We start from the raw sequence: 20,004 nt of genomic DNA on the forward strand, positions 1-20,004 counted from the left end.
GGCAGGCACCCAACCCGAGCGCTCCGGCGTCGCCGTCCGAGATACCGGGCAGATCACTGTTCCTGGGCAGATCACTGTTCCTGGGCTGGGCAGACCACTGTCCCCGGGAGCACTGTTCCCGGCGGCGGGCTCGCCGTCCGGGGTGGGGGTCTGCTCCGGGTCCATGACTCGGACACTACGGGCGACCACCGACAATCAAGCCGCGTCAATCGGCGATGAAAGCCCTTGCAGGAGAATGACTCTTGTGGAACGGGTCACTTTGCCAAGATGCCCGGAACGAGATGACCGGCTCGCAACGACAGCGACCTTCCGAGCAGTGCCACCTGAACACTGCTCACGCTCACTGCGTCAACCGGGCGGCGTCATCCGAGCAGCAGCAACCCGTAGGCAACGGCCCAGCGGTGGCCCAATCGACCCGCGACATCGGCCCGGCCCAGCGTGGCACCGGGTAGGGCCGAGGCCAGGACGGCGGGTAGCTCGTCGCTGCCGGCCGGCCCGCCCACCAGCAGCACGTCGCGGTCACCGAACAGAGCGGGTAGCTCACCCTGGGGCGACCTCACCCCGAGGCCGCCGACCGTGGCCACCGCGCGGCGGACGTTGTCGCCGAACACCGCTCGGAGCAGGGCGATCCGGATCGCGCGCCACTGGGACGGCGTCAACGCACCGCCGAACGGCAACTCGCCCGCCGGTCCGGGAACCACCAACCGGCCGACCGTTCCCGTGGCGGCGGCCTGGTCCCGGAAGTGCCGCCCACCCGCCTCGTCCGCGATCACGTGCGCCGACTCGACCCTCACGGCCGCAGCGCGTTTCACCCATTCTGCAGCTCCCGACGAGAGTCCGAGCGCCCGGGCGACGGCCGCTGTGAGCAGCTCGCCCGATCCGGCGTGCGGTGACCGATCCCGTGACCGATCCGGTGACGGACACCGTTCCTGGCCCCAGCACTGCGCCGTCCGCGACCCCGACCAGATCGATGGTGCCGCCGCCCAGGTCGAGCACCAGGGCATCGCGGCGTGCGCCAGGGGTGGTGAGCGCCCCGGCCCTGGCCGCCGCCGGCTCGCTGCCGACCACCTCGACCCGGCGTCCCGGGGCATCGAAGGCCTCGGGCCACGCCCGCACCGCATCGGGGTCGGACAACATCGACAGGCTCACCTGCTGTGCCGCCGCGGCATCCTCACGCAGGCCCGCCAACACCCCGGCGAGGGGTTCGGCGGCCGGATCGACCAGCCACAGATCCCGCGTTGCCGAGGGCTCCCGGCCCGCCCATCGGACGTCGCGCAGCGATCCCACCGGGCGGCTACGCAACGCGGCCACCGCGCCGTCCAGTGGCACGGTGACCCCGTCGGTGAAGGTGAGGGTGTCGACGAGGGCCGACGCGTCGTCCGCCAGGCTCGACATCGCGGACGGTGCGGCGTCCGAGGGGACCGCGACGTTCGGCGGGCCGACACCGACGGCGACGGCACCCTGACCGCGCAACCGTCGAGCCAGAGCGGCGGCGTGGACGTGCTCCGCGTCGTCCAGCTGCAGATCGCGCACCAACCGGATCGCCTCGACCGCCGTGGTCACCACGCCGCCGGGCGGGGCCACCTCGACCACCACCCGCGCGCAGGCCAGCGCGGTCTCGGGATCGACCCCGTCGACGATCGGCAGCGGCTGCGGCAGCCGGGAGGCGACCAGCCGGGCCTCGTCCCCGGCGAGCAGGACGCCGGTCACGCTCACCCCGGCATCCAGCCAGGTGCGAACCCGCTGTGCCGTGCGGCGGAATCCGAGTGGGTCTCGCGCGACCAGAACCACCGCGATGTCGGACCCCGGTCGCCCGGACGCGGCGGCGCGCGCGGCGAACGCCTCGGGATCGTCGTCCAGATCGACCGGCCGACCGTCGACGTAACCCTGCCCGGCGGGAGTCACCGATCCGGCGGCGAGCAGCATCAGACGACCCGTGGGTTCAGCGACCCTGTCGAGCGTGACGGTCAGGGTGTGGGCCGGGGATTGCGGCGTGATCAGCACCCGGTCACACCTGCGTCCGAGGCGTCGTTCCATGCGAGCCAGCAGGCGTGCTGCGGCCGTGGACGCCTCGAGCGATCCCTTGACCCCGCGCGTCGGACGGCGGTCCCACGCGACCGGCTGGGGGAGCTCACCGCCGGCGGCACCCGACACCGCCTCGGCGATGACGATCTCGGTGGTGGCGTTGCCGATGTCGACTCCGGCGATCAGCACCTGATCACCGGCTCACCGCAACAGGCCGCGCGCCTGGTAGACCGTGGCTGCCTCGCGCACCAGGGCGGCATTGCGGGCGGCGCCGAGATCGTCGAGTTCGGCCGCGATCCGTTCCAGGTCCGCCGCACTCGACCGATGCGGGCGCAACGCCTCGTAGATCGCCAACACGCGCTCGTCGGTCAGCGCCGTCAGTTCGGACGCCCGGCGAAAGTTCTCTCCCAGCTGGGGATTGCCCGCTCGGGTCGCGACCTCTGCCTGGGCGATCAGCGTGTCCGGGTGGATCCGGATGTCGTCGAGGCTGACCTCGCCGGCCAGCACGCCGTCCAGGGTGATGTCCTCGACCGGCGTGCCCGACCGTGCGCGCACCTGCTCTGTCCGTTCCATCACGCCTCCCGCTGGAGTGTCATGGTGTCGACCGGCGCCCCGGCGATCACGCACGACCGTTCGATCGCCACCAGCGACACCACCGTGGTGTGGTAGCGCGCCTCGATGGCCTCGTCGCTGTAGGGGTTTCGCTCCGGCTCGGGGGTCGCCCCCTTGGCGTGGCGGCCGGCGTTGATGCCGAGACGACGGTAGGCCGCTCGGGTCAACGTGGGTGCCACGCTGTACAGCTCCAGGTTGGCCAACGGTGCCAGATCGCGTCGGTGGATGAGCGCAGTTCCCTTGGCCTGCAGCCCGATCCCGATGCCCGAGCCGGCCAGCCGGGCCGCGGTGAGTCCGATCCGGCCCAGATCGAGACTGTCGTTGATCCGCACCAGTCGCGCGGTGCAGCCCTCCTCCTCGAGACCGGCCAGCAGCTCGTCGAGTGCCTCGACGACGGTCAGGCCACTCAGCGTGCGCCAGATCGCCCGCCCGGCGGCCGGTGACAGCCCGATCACCACCTCGCGCGGGTCGTGCCCGACCTCGGCGGACGGCGCCGTCACCTGCAACGCCTCACTGCGACAGCGCTCTTGTTCCTGCCGGATGTCGCCCACCGAGCGTTCTTGGCGAATGCCATCGATCTCGGCCTGCCGCGCCGGGGTGGGGGAGTACCCCGTGCCGGGCCCGGCGTAGTCGTTCGGATCGGTGACGGCCGAGAGGACGTGCATCTGCTCGTCGAAGATGGCTGCCGTCTGCAGGTAGTCACCGCGCACCCGCTCGCGCAACATGGCCAGCATCCGTTCGGCCTCGACCTCGAAGCCGGTCTCGGCCAACGCATCGATCACGTCCAGCATGGTGATCGGCAGATCGCGGATCAGTCCCGAGGCCGCCAACGGGGTCATCAGATCGGCACTCGGCACATCCTTGGACCCTGCGGCATCGAGTGCCTGCGCGGCCCAGTCGTCGCCGAAGTCGGCGAGCCCGAGCAATCGGTACACCGAGCGGACGGCGTCGATCGCCCGCTCGCGCAACCGCGCGACGTCCGGCTCGACGGCAGTGCGCAACCCGCCGTCCACGCCCCAGTCGCGCTGCATCGCCAGGTAGTCGTCCAGGTCCTCGGCGTTCCACTGGCTCGGGCCGAACATGTTGTCGTAGCGCTGGATCGAGCCGAACCCGCTACAGATGAAGTCCGACCCGGCGATGAAGATCGGGTGCGTGCGCGAGGTGCGGCGTACGTCGGACTCGCTCATCAGCGCATCGTTGCCGGTGCAGGCCTCGAGTCCGCGCAGCATGACCATCAGGTTCTCGGCCATCAGCGAGCGGACGCCGCCGGGTACCGAACCCGCCACGGCGGCCGAGTCGATGCCGCCGTTCTGCACCCCCTGGGCCCCGATCGCGCGGGCCAGCGCCACACAGCGGGCCTCCAGGTAGAACATCGAACAGCCCTCGGCGCCGCCCATCAGCGCTTCGGCGCCGCCGCCGGAGGTGACCCGCATCTTCACGCCGCGACTGGCGTAGGCCGAGGTGAGGAACGCCTTCGACCACGGGGTGTCGTCGCCGTCCACGAAGATCTGTTCGGTGCCGTAGAGCGAGACGGTCTCGGCGTAGGAGACCAGGCCACGCATGCCGAGTTCGAGTTCGAGCGCCTCCTCGACCGAACACTGCACCAACACCCCGGGTGAACTCACCGCGGCGCCGATGCTCACCGCCACGGCGTTGGACGGAGCATCGCCCAGCACCGGCACCGTGGTCTCGATCTCGCGAAAGCCGAAGGCCGCGGCCGTGGCGGCATCGGCGGCCAGCAGCAGTGGGTCGTCGGAGCGGTTCGTGACGTGGGCCTGGTTGCTCGGCGTGCGCCGAGCACGGCACTTGGTCATCGCCATGACGAGCTCGGCCGGCCGCAGCACCCCCAGTGCCCGAGCGAGTTTGGCCGGGGACATGCCGCCGGCCAGTCGCACCACCTCGGCGCGGGGCACACTCGGGTCGATGAGCAGGCGGGCGTAGGCGGTCTCGTCGATGGCCATCGCCTCGGGCGCCGTGTCGAGGTCGATGCCGTGGGTGGCGATGAAGGCGTCGATGACGTCGAAGTCGGCCCGGGGGCGTCCGTCGAGCTCGACCACGCGGCCGTTCTCGATGACCAAGGACGGCACCGGGTCCGCGGGCGAGTCGAAGGCCACCAGGCCGAGGCCGGCGTCGGGCACGGCGAAGCCGTCGAGGTTGACGTCCTGGGCGTCCATGAACCGGAATCGCCCGATGGGCTGTGAGCTCACGAGGACTCCAGCTGACCGGATCGGGCCGGGTTTGCCCCGGCAGACGCGGGCAAACCCGGCCCGACCCGGGCGAGTTCGGCGACGGCGGCACCGGCCTCGGCGGCGGCGGCATCCTGGGCGGCGGTGCCGCCGCTGACGCCGATGCCACCGATCACCCGGTCACCGTCCCACAGCGGCAGCCCACCGGCGAAGGCGACGTAGCGCCCGCCGTCCGCGGAGTTCATGCCGGCCAGGTCGGCGCCGGGGGCAACCAGCGGGTTCAGTTCAGCAGTGGCGATCCGGTGTGCCACCGAGGTGTAGGCCTTGTCACGAGCCAGCACGGGCCCGGCGATCTCGGCCCCGTCCATGCGCTCGAAACAGATCAGGTGCCCGCCACCGTCGACCACGGCCACGGAAACCAGCGCGTCCACGCTCTGAGCGGCTGACCGAGCGGCGGTCGTCATCCGTTGCGCCAGCGGCAGATCCAGTTCGAACCTGGTGTGGTGAGGCATGAGTCAGCGCCCCGCTGTCGCGCGGGCGGCCTGCGTCCTGAGGCGGTTGTGCAGCCCGTTCATGGCCACGACCCCCGGCAGGTAGGCCTTGGCCACCTTGCACACCACGGTGTAGTTGGTGTCGACCACGTTGGCCACCGGGGTCAGCGCCGTCTGCGAGACGAACTGGTAGGCATCGAGGACGCTCTGCCCGGTCAGCTCGGCGATCCAGGTGACCATCTGCTGATGCGCGATCCGGAAGGCGTCCTCGAGCGGCCGGGCCGAGCCGGTGGTCATCAGGAAGTCGTCGCTCTCGAGGCGCGGCCAGGGCGTGGGGTGGCCGGGCAGCAGGTCGAGCAGGACGCTGGTGTCCATGGCGCACTCCACCGCCACGCCACAGGTCTCGCCCTCACCCTGGCGGGCATGGCCGTCACCCAGGCTGAACATCGCACCCTCCACGTTGACCCCGAGGTAGCAGGTGACGCCGGCGCGCATCTCGGGGGTGTCCATGTTGCCGCCCCAGTCGCCGGGGGCCAGCGACGAGCGCACCTCGCCCAGAGCCGGTGCCACGCCGACGGTTCCGTGCATCGGGTCCAGCGGCAGGGTGGCGCTGAACGGGGTGTCCGCCGCCAGGTAGCGCACCACCTGTTCGTGGGTGTCGATCTCGTAGATCCAGGTCCGTTCGGTCAGGGCCGAGTGCAGCATCGCCGTGGTCGGGGTGGCGGTGAGTGAGCCGAAGAACGGCACCGTGCTGCTCACTCCCCAACCCTCGCGCGGGGTGATCGAGACGAAGTGGACGGCGAGGGTGTCGCCGGGGCGGGCACCGGTCACGTAGAACGGGCCCGACTGGGGGTTGAGCATGCGGGGGTCGCAAACCTGGCTGGCCAGGTCGGTGGTGGCCCGGACCCGACCGCCGAAGCAGTCCATGGTCCAGGTGGAGACCAGCGTGCCCGGGTCGACCTGGGCGACCGGCGCGATGCCGCCGAAGGTGTAGGTGTAGCCGGCCGGATCGGCGTCCGGGTCGGGCTCCCAGCGCAGGGTGGGCCGGCTCGATTCCATGGGCACCTCCGGAGGATCTCAGCCACGGGGCCGTGACGGGCGACCCCTCGAGGGGGAAGGTGATCGCCCGCCACGGCGTCTGGGGTCAGGCGCGTTCGTGCGCCTCTTCCATGGTGGTCTTGCCGATCAGGTCGTAGATCTCGGGCTTGGCCGACTTCACGTACAGCCCGTAGCCGACGCCGAGGATCAACAGGCCGATCACGTAGTACGGCATGAACTGGAACACCTTGCTGTCGGCGGCCAGACCCGCGGCGAACTTGCGGTTCGACCACAGCAGGCTGAGTGCGTACAGCATGCCCGCCGCACCGACCAGGGGCGCGACCAGTGTGGTCAGCACGTTGCCGGTGTGCACCTTCTTGACCCAGAAGTACCAGATCACCGCGACCGAGGTGATCGTCTGCACGATGAGCACCATGGCGGTGCCGATCAGGGCCAGGACGCCGTAGACGTTCACGTACGGAACCAGGTCGGGGGTCGAGACCAGGGTGCCGGCCTCATCCGCCACCTTGACGTCGGTGAAGAGCAGGAACAGCAGGCAGAGCAGCACGGTGATGCCGGACTGGACGAACGAGGCCACCGCGGGCGAACCGTGCTTGACGTTCACCGCGCCGAGGGAGTTGCGCATCCACGACCAGGCGCCTTCGCGGCCCATGGCGTACAGGTAGCGGGCCGCGGCGTTGTGGAAGGCCATGGCGCAGGCGAAGGACCCGATCACCAGCAGCACCTTGTAGATGTCGGTCATGACGCCACCGAGGTTGGTATCGACCAGGTTCAGCCACAGGTCGACTGGGGCGGCACCGGCGGATACCTCGACGGCGGCCGCCCTGCCGTTGCCGACCACGACCAACCAGGACATGAACGTGTAGAAGGTTCCCAGGCCGATCACAGCGATCAGAGTCGCGAGCGGGACATTGCGCTTGGGGTTCTTGGACTCCTCGCCATAGACCGCGGTGGTCTCGTAGCCGACCCAGGACCAGAAGGCGAAGAAGATGCCGATCGCGGCGGTTCCGACCTTGACGCCGGTGCCGAAGGCCCCCTCGGGGAGGTTCTCGAAAGCGTTGTTGGGAAACACGGTGTCGGTGACCAGGTAGCCGTCGGGGCCGCCCTTGATGAGCACCGACAGGCCGAGTGAGAGCAGCAGCACCACTTCGGCGACCAGGGTTACCCCGAGGACGCCGGCGGCCAGGGTGATCGAGTAGTACGTCATCAGGGCGATCACCACGATGCCGATCAGGGCGATCAGCATCCAGTGAACATCCAGACCGGCGGGCTTGAACACGTATTCGGAGGCGAAGTAGGCGAAGCCGCCGATCAGCGAGGCCTCGAAGATCACGTAGGCCACGGTGGCCAGCAGCCCGGTCACCATGGCGGGCAGCTGACCCAGACCATGCGCGGTGAAGCCGTAGAAGGCGCCGGCCGTGGTGATGTAGCGGGCCATGGCGACGAAGCCGATGGTGAAGATGGTCAGCACGATGGTGGCGAACAGGTACCCGCCGGCCACGCCGATGCCGTTGCCGTAGCCGACGGCGATCGGCACGTTGAAGCTCATCGCCGTGATGGGGGCGGCGTTGGCAACCGCCATGAACAGGACGCCGATCAGGCCGACGGCGCCGGCCTTGAGTCGGGCACTGTCCTGACCGATCGGTTGGTGGTCGCCGGGGGACGGGTGGACGCCGTCACCGAGGTGGCTGGTACTCATGGCTCACCTTTCTGGCCGAGAGCTCTGAGGGGACCCAGGGGAGCAGGTCAGGTTGGCGAGGAGTATGACCGGGCCGCGTGCCGCCGACAAGCCTTTGGTTCAACTTGTAACGTCCCCGAAAAAACCAGACCTTGTCTTTGGACTGTGCTTTGGTACAGTCCAGCGTCGTGACGGGAACCCCCTCCAGCGGCGCCGAGTTCGACTACGGCCTGTTCTCGTATGCGTCCAAGGACGAGATGCTGCGCAAGTCCAAGGAGTTCTGGAACCCGGGCAAGACCCAGTTCTGGATCGACTCCGGGGTGCCGCTGGTCATCGACCGTCGTGAGGAGTACTTCCTCTACGACATGACGGGCAAGCGCCTGATCGACGTTCACCTGAATGGCGGAACCTACAACCTCGGTCACCGCAACCCTGAGGTGGTGCACGCCGTCTCGACCGCGATGCAGCACTTCGACATCGGCAACCACCACTTTCCCTCGCTGGCTCGCACGGCTCTGGCCGAGGCCCTGATCGCCTCGGCCCCGCCGGGCTTGACCAAGGTCATCTACGGCTCGGGCGGCGGCGAGGCGATCGACATCGCCCTCAAGACGGCCCGCCACACCACGCAGAAGCGCAAGATCGTCTCGATCGTCAAGGCCTACCACGGCCACACCGGTCTGGCCGTGGGGACCGGTGACGAGCGGTTCTCCCAGCTCTTCCTGGCGGACTCGCCGGAGGACTTCCCCCACGTGCCGTTCAACGACCTGGCCGCCATGGAGCAGGTTCTCTCGGGCCGGGACATCGCCGCGGTCATCATGGAGACCATCCCGGCCACGTACGGCTTCCCGCTACCGGACCCCGGGTACCTGCGCGCGGTCAAGGCGCTGTGCGAACGCTACGGCGCCCTCTACATCGCCGACGAGGTGCAGACCGGGCTGATGCGTACCGGTGAGTTGTGGGGAATCACCAAAGAGGGCATCACGCCCGACATCATGGTGACCGGTAAGGGCATCTCCGGCGGCCTCTACCCGATCGCGTGTGTGCTGGTGAACGAGCGCAGTGCCGGGTGGTTGACCGAGGACGGCTTCGGTCACATCTCGACCTTCGGCGGCGCCGAGCTCGGGTGCATCGCCGCGCTGAAGACCCTCGAGATCACCTCCCGCCCCGAGACCCGGTCCCGGGTGCACTACCTGAGCGACGTGATCGGCGCCGGGTTGCGACGGATACAGGACTCCTGCCCGGACTGGTTCGTCGGAATCCGGCAGAACGGTGTGATCTTCGGTCTGGAGTTCGCCGACCCCCAGGGCGCCAAGTACGTGATGAAACACCTCTACGAGAACGGGGTGTGGGCCATCTTCTCCACGCTCGATCCGCGGGTGCTGCAGTACAAGCCGGGCATTCTCATGTCGCCCGAACTGGCCGAGGAACTGCTCGACCGGACGGCGGTCAGCATCGCGCAGGCGGCCCGCGACGCCGGCCGCGAGGTCGGTCGTGAGGCCGTTCGGGCACCAGGGCGAACCGGAGGACGGCGATGAGCCCTCAGAGCGATTCCCCGATGCCCGCGATGCCGCTGGCGCCCGGCGGAACCCCCCGGGCACTGGCCATGATCGAGCGCGCCGAGTGGGCCTCGCGGGCCTTCGCTCGCTACGACATCGCCACCGTGCGGCGGATCGCGCAGGCCGCGGCCCGGGCCGGCGCCGCCGCAGCGCGTGATCTCGCCGAGGCGGCGGTGCGGGAGACCGGTTTCGGCGTCGTGGAGCACAAGGTCATCAAGAACGAGTCGTGTTCGCTGGGCCTCTGGCAGGCCTACGGTGACCACGACTACGTCAGCCCACAGGTCGACGAGCAGGCCAAGATCGTGCGGTTGCCCCGGCCCGCCGGGGTGATCCTGGCGCTCACACCGTCGACCAACCCGGTGGCCACCACCTTCGCGAAGATCATGTTCGCGCTGTTCACGCGCAATGCCATCGTCATCTCCCCGCACCCGTTCGCGGCGGCCGTCTGTGCCGAGGCGGCGCGCATCATGGGCGAGGCCGCGGTGGCGGCCGGGGCGCCTGACGGGTGCGTCCAAGTGGTCACCGAACCGTCGGTCCCGCTGGTCGATGCCCTGATGTCCAGCCCGCGGGTGTCGGTGATCTTGGCCACCGGCGGAACGGCCATGGTGCGGGCGGCCTACTCCAGCTCCAATCCCGCTCTCGGCGTGGGGCCGGGCAATGTGCCGGTCCTGGTCGATGCCACGGCCGACCCCGCCGCAGCCGCAACGGCGATCATGGACAGCAAGGCGTTCGACAACTCCGTCCTCTGTACCAACGAGAGCGTGTTGGTCGTGGTCGAGTCGATCGCCGACGCGCTCGAGAAGGCGCTGGTGCGCCAGGGTGGCCACGTCACCTCACCCGCCGAGACGGACGCCGTCCGGGCCGTGATCTTCGACGGTGATCGGCCGCGCACCGAGTGGATCGGGCGCGAGGCCACCGCGATCGCCGCGGCCGCGGGGATCCGGGTGCCTGCCCGTACCCGGGTGCTGATCACCCCGATCGACCTGGTCGTCCCCGAGGAGATGCTGGCGCACGAGAAGCTGCTGCCGGTGCTGGCGATGACCCGCGTGCCCAGTGCCGAACGAGGCATCGACGTGGCGCGCGCCGTCCTGCGCATCACCGGGCAGGGCCACAGCGCCGCGATCCACAGCCGGGATGCCGCCACGGTGATGGCCTACGGCGCGGCACTGCCGGTGATGCGGATCAGCGTCAACGTCGGGAACTCCCTGGGCAGCAGCGGTTTCCACACCAACCTGGCGCCCACGATGACCATCGGAACCGGGTTCGTCGGGAGCTCGTCGCTGGCCGCCAACCTGGCCCCCGAACACCTGGTGGCCGACACTCGGCTCGCCTACGCCAGCGACCCGGCCGGGGTCATGCCGAGTTTCGCCGGCATGACCCCGTGGCAGGCACCGGCAGGTCCGGTGCCGGCGTATCCGGTGGCGTCCAACCTGGACGGCGCGGCGTCCGGTACGCACCCGGCTGCCTCGTCGGGCGGTTCGTCCGGCGCATCGAACGGATGGGCACACGGACACGGCGACTCCGGCACCCCCGCCGGCGACGAACTACGGGAACACCTGCGGCGACTGATCGTCGAGGAACTGCGGGCGATGGTGAAGGGCTGACATGTCACCTCAGATCAGGTCGTTCATCTTCCTCGACCGGCTGCAGCCGCAGACCATGTGCTATCTGGGCACCTGGATCAAGGGGTCGTTGCCGCGGGCCGGGTACGCCGCACAGATCATCGAGGTGGCGCCGGGTCTGGACATCGAGCCGCTGACCGACGTGGCGTTGAAGAGCGCCGAGGTCGGGGCCGGGATCCTCATCGTGGAGCGGCATTTCGGCTATCTCGAACTGCACGGGCCACCCGCATCGGTGCGCGCCGCGGCCGGCTCGGTGCTCGATCACCTCGGTGCCTCGGCGACCGAGGCGATGCGCCCGAAGGTGCTGGCCTCGCGGATCGTGTCGCGGATCGACCGGCAACACGCCTTCCTGGTCAACCGCAACAAGGTCGGCTCGATGGCGTTGGCCGGGCAGTCGATGTTCGTGCTCGAGATGGAGCCCGCCTCGTACGCCATCCTGGCCACCAACGAGGCCGAGAAGGCCGCCCGGATCACCGTGGTCGACTACCGCATGATCGGGGCCACCGGGCGGGTGTACCTGACCGGTGAGGAGTCCGAGGTGCGTGCCGCAGCCGAAGCTGCCGAGCAGGCGTTGGCCCGGGCATGAGCCCGACTCCGTTCCCGGGCGCCGGTGGCGAGCCGATGATGCGCGAGTTGGTGCGCGAGCTGCTGCGCGAGGTGATCCGTGAGGAGTTGGCCACGGTGATTCGTGAGGAGCTCGCCGAGGTGCGTGGCAGCGTGGGCCATGAGGTGGTGCCGGGGGCGGCGCCGAGTGCCGGACGCATCGCCGCGTCGTCCGCGCACCACATCGAGCGGGGCGCCGTCACCGAACGGGCCGTGAACGCGGCGGCGGCGGACGGCGCACGCCTGGTGATCGGGCCGCGTGCCGTGCTCACCCCGTTGGCCAAGGACCGGGCCCGGGTGCTGGGCGTGGTCATCGAACGCAGCTCGGCGCCGCACTCCTCGTCCCTGTCGTCACAGTCGTCACAGTCGTACCGGTCGTCCCCATCGTCACAGTCGTCCCCGCAACGCAGGTCGTAGGAGAGGTCATGCTCAGAGCCAAGGTGATCGGCAACGTGTGGGCCACCAAGCGCCTGCCCGAGGTGCCGAACGGGGCATTCCTCGAGGTCGAGCTCGAGGGTGGTTCGGCCCGGATGATCGCGTTCGACGCGCTGGGCAGCGGCCCGGGGGAGTCGGTGCTGGTCGCCACCGGATCCGTTGCGGCGGCGTGGTTCCCGGGGCCGCACCCACCGATCGACGCGTTGATCATCGGCTCGATCGACGAGCCGCGATCGTCGGCCTGATCCACCACGTCGCGGGCGGCTGACTGCCGCTCGCGAGAACCCATTTCGGCTGGTTCCCAGGAGTAGTTCTCAGGTAAAGGAGAAGCACCATGGCATCCAACGCCATCGGAATGATCGAGACCAAGGGCTACGTGGCGGCGCTGGCCGCGGCGGACGCCATGGTCAAGGCCGCCAACGTCGTCATCGTCGGGCGCGAGCAGGTCGGCGACGGTCTGGTCGCCGTGACCATCGTCGGCGACGTCGGCGCGGTCAAGGCCGCCACCGAGGCCGGCGCCGAGACCGCCGGTCAGGTGGGCGAGCTGGTCAGCGTGCACGTCATCCCGCGGCCGCACGCCGAGCTGGCCCGCCACTTCGTGGTCGCCGGCGACTGACGGGTCGAATGACCGTGAGCGCGTCCGCGTCGGCGTCCGCACCTGTCCCCGTGCCGGCACCGCAGCTACGGGTCTACCTCGTGCTCGAGGACCTGCAGCCGCAGTTCGCCGCCTACCTGGGGACACCCACCCGGGCTCGTGGGTACCCGCCGTATGCCGGCCAGCACGCCCTGATCGTCGAGGTGGCACCGGGTCTGGCGATCGAGCGGGTCACCTCGCTCGCGCTGCACGCCATGCCGTCACTCGAGGTCGGGCTGCTGTTCGTCGAGCGACAGTTCGGCATCCTCGAGGTGCACGCCGACTCGGCGGACGACGTCCGGGCTGCGGGCGAGGCGATCCTGGCGGGGATCGGCGCGTCACCGGCCGACCAGCTGCGGCCGCAGCTGCTCTACCACGACGTGATCGAGGACGTGCAGGACCAGCACGCGGTGATCGTCAACCGCACCCGGCAGGCCTCGATGCTGCTGCCCGGGCAGAGCCTGTTGGTGGTCGAGGTGACCCCGGCGCTGTTCGCGGCGATGGCCGTCAACGAGGCCGAGAAGGTGGCCCCGGAGGCCACCTTGGTCGACGTCTCGATGATCGGGGCGGCGGGCCGGGTCTACCTGTCGGGGGATACGGCTACCGTGCAGCGGGCACGGGAGGCGATCGTGGCTGCGCTCGGTGCGGTGGCCGGTCGCGATCACTGACGCGACCTGTCACGACCTGACACGGGGACGACGAGGAGGAAGCGTGACCGATTCAGCGGAGGACTTCGCGGCGTTCGCCCACGCGGCGTTGCCGGCGTACGGCCTGCACCCGCAGGCCACGCTCAGCCTGTTGAACGTGTCCGAGAACGGCACGTTCGCGATCGACGACCCGGACGCCGGGCGCAGTGTGTTGCGGGTGCACCGCAGCGGATATCACTCGATCGAGGCGATTCGCAGCGAGCTGGCCTGGATCGACGCCCTGCGCTCCGATCACGTGGTGTCGACCCCGGCCTACCTGCCGGCGGCCGATGGCTCGTCGGTGGTCACCGCGGCGCTGCCGGACGGACGTACCCGACAGGTGGTGCGCTTCGCCTGGGTGGAGGGCGCCGAACCGGACGCCACGCGGTTGGCGAGTGACTTCGTCCAGCTCGGGGCGATCACCGCGCGGCTGCACACTCACGCTCGAACCTGGTCGCGGCCGACGGGTTTCACCCGGTTCGTCTGGGACTACGACACCTCGATCGGGGATCGGGGCTGGTGGGGCCGCTGGCAGGACGGCCTGGGCATGGGTGCCGAGGAGCTCGCCGTCCTGGGCCGGTTGAGCGAGGTGCTGCAGCATCGACTCGCGGCCCATGGCACCGGTCCCGAGCGATTCGGCCTGGTGCACGCCGACATGCGCTTGGCGAACCTCCTGGTCTGCGGTGATCAGGTCAACGTCATCGACTTCGACGACTGCGGATTCAGTTGGTACCTGTACGACCTCGCCTCCTCGGTGTCGTTCATCGAGCACGAGCCGTACATCCCCGAGCTGATCGACGCCTGGGTGCGCGGGTACCGCACCGTGGCCGAACTCAGCGCCGCCGACGAAGCCGAGCTACCGACGTTCGTCATGCTGCGCCGGCTGTTGCTCGTGGCCTGGATCGGTTCTCACTCCGCGACCGAGACCGCGCAGGAGATGGGGCCGGAATTCACCACGATGAGTTGCCACCTGGCCGAGCAGTACCTGTCCGATCACGCCTGATCTCGACCGTTCCGCGTTCATCCCTCCGACCATTCCGTCGACCACAGCCGAGTAGGAGCGTCATGTTCACCTCTGTCGCAGGACGATCCGTCATCGTCACCGGGGCCACCAAGGGCATCGGTAAGGGCATCGCCGCGGTGTTCGCCCGGGCCGGTGCGAATGTGCTGATCACCGGACGCAACGCCGAGGACGCCGCGCGCGCGGCGTCCGAGCTGGATGCGCTGGGCGCAGGGTCGGTCACGTCCTACCTGGGCGACGTGACGTCCAAGGCCTCGTGCGAGTTGATGGCCGCTGCGGCGATCGAGGCCTTCGGCGGCATCGATGTGCTGTGCGCCAACGCCGGGATCTTCCCCGACAGCAAGCTGGCCGACATGACCGAGGCCGACTTCGACCTGGTCTACGCCACCAACGTCAAGGGCTGCATGCTCAGCGTGCAGGCCTGTTTGCCGGCGCTCACGGCGTCCGGGCACGGCCGGGTGGTCCTGACCTCCTCGATCACCGGACCGGTCACCGGTTATCCCGGCTGGTCGCACTACGGCGCCAGCAAGGCGGCTCAGCTCGGCTTCATGCGTACTGCCGCGATCGAGCTCGCCCCGCGCGGGATCACCGTGAACGCCGTCCTGCCTGGCAATATCGCTACCGAGGGGCTGGCGGATCTCGGCCCGGAGTATCGCCAGGCCATGGAGATGTCCATCCCGCAGCGGCGGTTGGGAGAGGTGAGCGACATCGGCAACGCAGCACTGTTCTTCGCGACCGATGAGGCTGCTTACATCACCGGTCAGGCGCTCGTGATCGACGGTGGGCAGATCCTGCCCGAGTCGCTGGCAGCGCTGGAGGCGATGTAGGTGACCATCGGCCCGTCGGGCCATGCTCCGGACCCCGGTTCGGCTGATCTGGGGCCGACGGCGCGCGAGGTGCGTCGCCGCATCGCCTGGATGATCCAGCAGGGGGTGCTCGACCCGGGGCAGAAACTCGAACCCGAGCGGGATCTCGCCGTGCGGCTGGGGGTCAGCCGGTCGACGTTGCGCCAAGCGTTGATCTCGTTGGAGTCCTCCGGGGCACTGCGCCGGGTGCCCGGGCGCGGGGGTGGCACGTTCGTCGCCTCGGCGAAGGTGGATCGGGATCTGTCGCGCATCGTCGGCGTCCCGCTGCTGTTGCGCGACCAGGGGTACACCGCGGGCTCGCGAGTGGTCTCGGTCTCGGTCTCGCTGGCCGAGGCGGACGCCGCTGTGGCACTCGGTCTGGGGCCGGAGGACTTCGTGGTCGACCTGGTGCGCATCCGGCTCGCCGACGGTGCCCCGATCTCGCTCGAACGCGCGGTGATCCCGGCTCACCTGGTGCCCGGCCTGCCCGAGCGCAGCCTGTCGGGCTCGTTGTACGAGTTGCTCGACCGCGAGTTCGGCATTCGTCCGGCGGAGGCGCTGGAGCAGATCGAGGTGATCGCCGCGGGGGAGTCGGAGGCCTCGATCCTCGACATCGAACCCGGGGCGCCCCTCGTGCAGGTACTCCGGACCACGGTGGACGCCGCGGGCCGTGCCTTCGAGTACTCCCGAGACCTGTTCCGCGCCGACCGGATTCGGATCAGTGTGCGGGTGCAGGGCTCGCCGCCGGCCGAGGCGGCGCGGTTGCGGGGGCGCGTGGTCGAGCCGTTGCCACAGTCCTCGCTGCCGGACGTCGTCGCGGGTGGCGCCTCCACCTGAGTGGCCCTCCACCCGCCCCTCTACCCGAACCTCCACCCGAGTGGCCCCTTCACCTGTCCCTCCTCCTGCCCTCCATGATCACGTTGAAGATCACGTTGAGGGATTCGGGCCTCGAGGAAGATCACGTTGAGGATCTCGTCTGCGCAAATGTGACGGATCTGTGCAACGCGATCTTCAACGTGATCATGGGTCGGCCTCGGTTATCCACAGGTGGCGGGTAGGGCATCGACGCGCCCGGTCGTGAGGCGCCACGATCGCGCCGTGGTGCTCTCGCGAGATCTGTCGACGACCGTCGTGGAATTGCTCCGGACCCAGGACGGCCTGGTCACGCGGCGGCAGCTCTATGAGGCGGGGTGGAGCCCGCACGACGTTCGGTGGTGGCTCCGCCGCGAATGGTCGGTCGTCCTCCCCGGGGTCGTGGCCTCGTTTCGGGGTCGGCTGAGCGCAAGACAACAGTTGGTGGCGGCCTCGTTGTATGCCGGTGAGGGTGCGGTCATCACCTCGAACACGGCCGCGCGATGGCGAGGTTCGGTCAACGCCCCGGACGACGGGCGGGTGCACCTGTTCATCCCGCTCGCTCGGACGCTCACGGCCAACCCGGCGCTCGTGATCCGACGCAGCCGACGTCCCGATCCGAAGCAGCTGCGTCGAGGCTGCCTGGTCTTCGCCTCCGCCGCGAGGTCGTTCGCGGATGCCGCGCGGGACGCGCCGTCGGTGCGCGATGCCCGTGCTGTGGTGATCGAGTCCGTTCAGCGAGAGCTGGTGACGATCGAGGAGTTGCGGGTCGAGCTGGACGACGGCCCGCGGTGCGGAAGTGCACTGCTGCGCGCGGGAATCGACGCAGCGGCGTCCGGTGCGTGGTCGGTTCCCGAGCACGACCTGTTGCAGGTGTTGCGGTCCAGTGGCCGATTCCCTGTGGTGTGGGCGAATCCGGTCCTGCAGGCTCCCGACGGGACGCGATTGCCGACTCCTGACTGCTGGTTGGACGACGTCGGCCTGGCGATCCAGGTGCACTCGCGTCGCCATCACTTCGGCGTCGCCGACTGGGAGCACACGCTGCATCAGGACGGCGTCTTCGCCGAGTACGGCGTGCCGGTGATCGCGATCACCCCGCAGCAACTGCGCGCGAGCCCGTCCGGCGTGCTCGCCCGAATCAGCAGAGCCCACGCTGCGCGCCGCGGCTCGGCTCGCCCGAACGTGATCGCGACGCCGAGAGTCTGACCCCGCCCGCATCGGAGTCGTCCGCTGAAAGGCTCGCATGATCACGTTGAAGATCACGTTGAGGGATTTGGACACCGTGGAAGATCACGTTGAGGAGTTCGTGTGCTCAGAAGTGACGGATTCCCGCAACGTGATCTTCAACGTGATCATGCTTGGTGGCGGCTGGGCGGTGGGTCAGCTGTCGACCCAGTCGAAGGTGCGGGTGACGGCCTTCTTCCACTGGCCGTAGAGGGCTGCTCGGTGGTCGTCGTCCATGGCGGGGGTCCAGCGGGCGCCTTCGATCCAGTTGGTGCGCAACGCCTCCAGGCTCGGCCAGTAGCCGACGGCGAGGCCGGCGGCATAGGCAGCACCCAGGGCCGTGGTCTCGGTGACCCGGGGCCGGACCACCGGCACGCCGAGGATGTCGGCCTGGAACTGCATCAACAACTCGTTGACGACCATGCCGCCATCCACCTTGAGCTCCGAGAGCGCCACGCCCGAGTCGGCGACCATCGCCTCGACCACCTCGCGGGTCTGGAACGCCACCGCCTCCAACGCGGCGCGGGCGATGTGTCCCCGGTTCACGAACCGGGTCAGCCCCACCAGCGCCCCGCGCGCGTCGGACCGCCAGTACGGCGCGAACAGTCCCGAGAACGCGGGCACCAGATAGGCACCACCGTTGTCGGGCACGGACGCCGCCAGCGCCTCGATCTCGGACGCCGACGAGATGAGCCCCAGGTTGTCGCGCAACCACTGCACCAGCGACCCGGTGACGGCGACCGACCCCTCCAGGGCGTACACCGGGGCCTGGTCACCGATGCGATAGCAGACGGTGGTCAGCAAGCCGTGGCTGCTGGCCACCTTCGACGTCCCGGTGTTCAGCAGGAAGAAGCACCCGGTGCCGTAGGTGTTCTTACCCGTCCCCGGCGTGAAACACGCCTGTCCGAACGTGGCGGCCTGCTGGTCACCCAACACCCCCGTGATCGGGACGCCGTCCAGCTCTCCGCCGTGAACCCTCCCGAAATCCCCTGAGGACGAACGGATCTCGGGCAGCATCGAGGAGGGCAGTCGCATCTCGGCCGCGATGTCGTGATCCCAGGCCAGGGTGTCCAGATCCATCAGCAGGGTGCGGCTGGCGTTGGTCACGTCGGTCAGGTGCGCCCCGCCGGATGCCCCGCCGGTGAGGTTCCACAACACCCAGCTGTCCATGGTGCCCATGACCAGATCGCCGCGCTCGGCCCGGGCGCGGGCGCCGGCCACCTCGTCGAGGATCCACCGTGCCTTCGGCCCGGCGAAGTAGGTCGCCAAGGGCAGGCCGACCCGGTCGCGATACCGGCCGGCGCCGCCGCCGAGTGAACCCAACTGCTCGCAGATGGCGTCGGTGCGGGTGTCCTGCCAGACGATCGCGTTGCCCACCGGCTCACCGGTGTGTCGGTCCCAGATCAGCGTGGTCTCGCGTTGATTGGTGATGCCCACCGCCGCAACCCGTCCCGCCGCGACCCCCGCCGAGGCCAGCGCCTCGGTGATCACGCGCTGCGTGTTGGCCCACACCTCGCCCGGATCGTGCTCGACCCAACCGGCCCGCGGAAAGATCTGACGGTGCTCGACCTGGGCCATGGCCACCGTCAGCCCCGCGTCGTCGAACAGCATGCACCGGGTGCTGGTGGTGCCCTGATCGATCGCCGCCACGTAGTCCGTCATCGCACGTCTCCTCTCGGCTGCAGCGAGTATCGCGCCTCGCGGCACGCCTGGTCATAGCGCGCCAGCGTGAGCTCGATCAAGGCCGGGTGCCCCACCAGCGGCGCCGCCACCCGATCGGCCCCGGCACTGGCCAATCGGTCACCGAACGCGCTCGGCGCCAGCAGGTAGGCGGCCAGAGTCACGGTCACCCCCGGACGCCGCGCGCGCAGCTGCGTGACGACCTCGCCCAGCGACGGCGCACCGGCCAGGTAGCCGACCTCGACGGCCGCACCCCACCGCTCGGCCAGCCGCCGCGCCGTCCACGCCACATCGGCCTGCGCCCGTGGTCGCCTCGAGCCGGCTGCGGCCAGCACCACGGCATCGTCACGCCGCGCGCCACACGCGCGCAGCCGGTCGACCAGGACGTCGATCAGCAGCTCGTCCGGCCCCAGCGGGGCGGCGGCGATGGCCAGACCCCGTGCGGCAGGTGCGGCCACGGCGTCCCCGATGTCCTGCTCCACGTGGTAGCCGGTCGAGAGCAGCAGCGGGACGACGACACTCGCCTGCTGCCGCTCGGCCAGGCGCGTGAGCACGCGGGCGATCCCGGGTCGTTGCACCTCGACATCCGCGTGAGCCGCCACCACCTCGAGCCCGGTCCGGGCTGCCGCCACGGCCAGGCGCAAGCGGGCGAGCTCGCGGCGTCCGGCGGCGCTGCCGGTGCCGTGCGCGCAGGCCACCAGCACCGGTGGAACCCATGGACCAGCCGGTGGCACGGCCGGCGACCCGGGGGCGCTCCGAGGGGCGGACACGCAGGCCATTGTCGCCGCCGTGCGC

General features: G+C 69.8%; 20 protein-coding genes. 11 read left to right on the plus strand and 9 right to left on the minus strand.

Annotation, left to right across the window (positions count from 1 at the left end; all coding sequences use genetic code 11):
• Positions 1-362: 362 nt before the first annotated feature.
• The 7 genes from IPK24_11590 to IPK24_11620 form a co-directional block, all read right to left on the minus strand.
• On the minus strand, positions 363-560 hold the full coding sequence (locus tag IPK24_11590; GenBank protein ID MBK8076182.1) for a hypothetical protein: 198 nt from the start codon (positions 558-560) through the stop codon (positions 363-365).
• Entirely contained in the window at positions 541-2,214 is a 1,674-nt protein-coding gene (locus IPK24_11595; GenBank protein ID MBK8076183.1) for a hypothetical protein, read from the minus strand. The genes IPK24_11590 and IPK24_11595 overlap by 20 nt, the downstream gene beginning before the upstream one ends.
• Positions 2,215-2,226: 12 nt before the next feature.
• Complete coding sequence (locus tag IPK24_11600) at positions 2,227-2,598, minus strand: diol dehydratase small subunit (GenBank protein ID MBK8076184.1); 372 nt, start codon at positions 2,596-2,598, stop codon at positions 2,227-2,229.
• Entirely contained in the window at positions 2,598-4,811 is a 2,214-nt protein-coding gene (locus IPK24_11605; protein ID MBK8076185.1) for a propanediol/glycerol family dehydratase large subunit, read from the minus strand. The genes IPK24_11600 and IPK24_11605 overlap by 1 nt, the downstream gene beginning before the upstream one ends.
• Positions 4,812-4,840: 29 nt before the next feature.
• Positions 4,841-5,335: a heme-binding protein gene (locus tag IPK24_11610; protein ID MBK8076186.1), complete on the minus strand. Its 495-nt coding sequence runs from the start codon at positions 5,333-5,335 to the stop codon at positions 4,841-4,843.
• Between the two features lie 3 nt (positions 5,336-5,338).
• On the minus strand, positions 5,339-6,373 hold the full coding sequence (locus tag IPK24_11615) for an acetamidase/formamidase family protein (protein ID MBK8076187.1): 1,035 nt from the start codon (positions 6,371-6,373) through the stop codon (positions 5,339-5,341).
• An 85-nt stretch (positions 6,374-6,458) separates the two neighbouring features.
• Entirely contained in the window at positions 6,459-8,072 is a 1,614-nt protein-coding gene (locus tag IPK24_11620) for an APC family permease (protein ID MBK8076188.1), read from the minus strand.
• A gap of 236 nt (positions 8,073-8,308) precedes the next feature.
• Between IPK24_11620 and IPK24_11625 the strand changes: the two genes are divergently transcribed.
• The 11 genes from IPK24_11625 (at position 8,309) to IPK24_11675 (ending at position 17,511) form a co-directional block, all read left to right on the plus strand.
• Positions 8,309-9,586: an aspartate aminotransferase family protein gene (locus tag IPK24_11625; GenBank protein ID MBK8076189.1), complete on the plus strand. Its 1,278-nt coding sequence runs from the start codon at positions 8,309-8,311 to the stop codon at positions 9,584-9,586.
• A 29-nt stretch (positions 9,587-9,615) separates the two neighbouring features.
• Entirely contained in the window at positions 9,616-11,211 is a 1,596-nt protein-coding gene (locus tag IPK24_11630) for an aldehyde dehydrogenase family protein (GenBank protein ID MBK8076190.1), read from the plus strand.
• A gap of 1 nt (position 11,212) precedes the next feature.
• The gene (locus IPK24_11635) at positions 11,213-11,815 is read left to right on the plus strand and encodes a BMC domain-containing protein (protein ID MBK8076191.1); all 603 of its coding nucleotides are present in this window, start codon (positions 11,213-11,215) and stop codon (positions 11,813-11,815) included.
• The gene (locus IPK24_11640) at positions 11,812-12,249 is read left to right on the plus strand and encodes a hypothetical protein (protein ID MBK8076192.1); all 438 of its coding nucleotides are present in this window, start codon (positions 11,812-11,814) and stop codon (positions 12,247-12,249) included. Before IPK24_11635 ends, IPK24_11640 begins: the two co-directional genes overlap by 4 nt.
• Before the next feature lie 8 nt (positions 12,250-12,257).
• Positions 12,258-12,512 carry a EutN/CcmL family microcompartment protein gene (locus IPK24_11645; protein ID MBK8076193.1) on the plus strand — a complete coding sequence of 85 codons (255 nt, stop codon included), beginning with the start codon at positions 12,258-12,260 and terminating at the stop codon, positions 12,510-12,512.
• 89 nt (positions 12,513-12,601) lie between these two features.
• On the plus strand, positions 12,602-12,883 hold the full coding sequence (locus tag IPK24_11650; GenBank protein MBK8076194.1) for a BMC domain-containing protein: 282 nt from the start codon (positions 12,602-12,604) through the stop codon (positions 12,881-12,883).
• A gap of 8 nt (positions 12,884-12,891) precedes the next feature.
• Positions 12,892-13,569 (plus strand): microcompartment protein, encoded by a 678-nt coding sequence (locus IPK24_11655; GenBank protein MBK8076195.1) that lies wholly within the window; start codon positions 12,892-12,894, stop codon positions 13,567-13,569.
• Between the two features lie 43 nt (positions 13,570-13,612).
• On the plus strand, positions 13,613-14,590 hold the full coding sequence (locus tag IPK24_11660; protein MBK8076196.1) for a phosphotransferase: 978 nt from the start codon (positions 13,613-13,615) through the stop codon (positions 14,588-14,590).
• 62 nt (positions 14,591-14,652) lie between these two features.
• Positions 14,653-15,435 (plus strand): 3-oxoacyl-ACP reductase FabG, encoded by a 783-nt coding sequence (fabG, locus tag IPK24_11665; GenBank protein ID MBK8076197.1) that lies wholly within the window; start codon positions 14,653-14,655, stop codon positions 15,433-15,435.
• A gap of 90 nt (positions 15,436-15,525) precedes the next feature.
• Positions 15,526-16,290, plus strand: a complete 765-nt coding sequence (locus IPK24_11670; protein MBK8076198.1) for a GntR family transcriptional regulator — start codon at positions 15,526-15,528, stop codon at positions 16,288-16,290.
• A gap of 261 nt (positions 16,291-16,551) precedes the next feature.
• On the plus strand, positions 16,552-17,511 hold the full coding sequence (locus tag IPK24_11675; protein ID MBK8076199.1) for a hypothetical protein: 960 nt from the start codon (positions 16,552-16,554) through the stop codon (positions 17,509-17,511).
• A 174-nt stretch (positions 17,512-17,685) separates the two neighbouring features.
• Here the strand turns inward: IPK24_11675 and glpK are convergent, their stop codons facing one another.
• Together glpK and IPK24_11685 are read right to left on the minus strand one after the other, a co-directional pair.
• Positions 17,686-19,191 carry a glycerol kinase GlpK gene (glpK, locus tag IPK24_11680; protein ID MBK8076200.1) on the minus strand — a complete coding sequence of 502 codons (1,506 nt, stop codon included), beginning with the start codon at positions 19,189-19,191 and terminating at the stop codon, positions 17,686-17,688.
• The gene (locus IPK24_11685; protein MBK8076201.1) at positions 19,188-19,988 is read right to left on the minus strand and encodes a sirohydrochlorin chelatase; all 801 of its coding nucleotides are present in this window, start codon (positions 19,986-19,988) and stop codon (positions 19,188-19,190) included. The genes glpK and IPK24_11685 overlap by 4 nt, the downstream gene beginning before the upstream one ends.
• Between the last annotated feature and the right edge of the window lie 16 nt (positions 19,989-20,004).

Source organism: Kineosporiaceae bacterium (genome assembly GCA_016713225.1).
Taxonomy (GTDB): Bacteria; Actinomycetota; Actinomycetes; order Actinomycetales; family Kineosporiaceae; genus JADJPO01.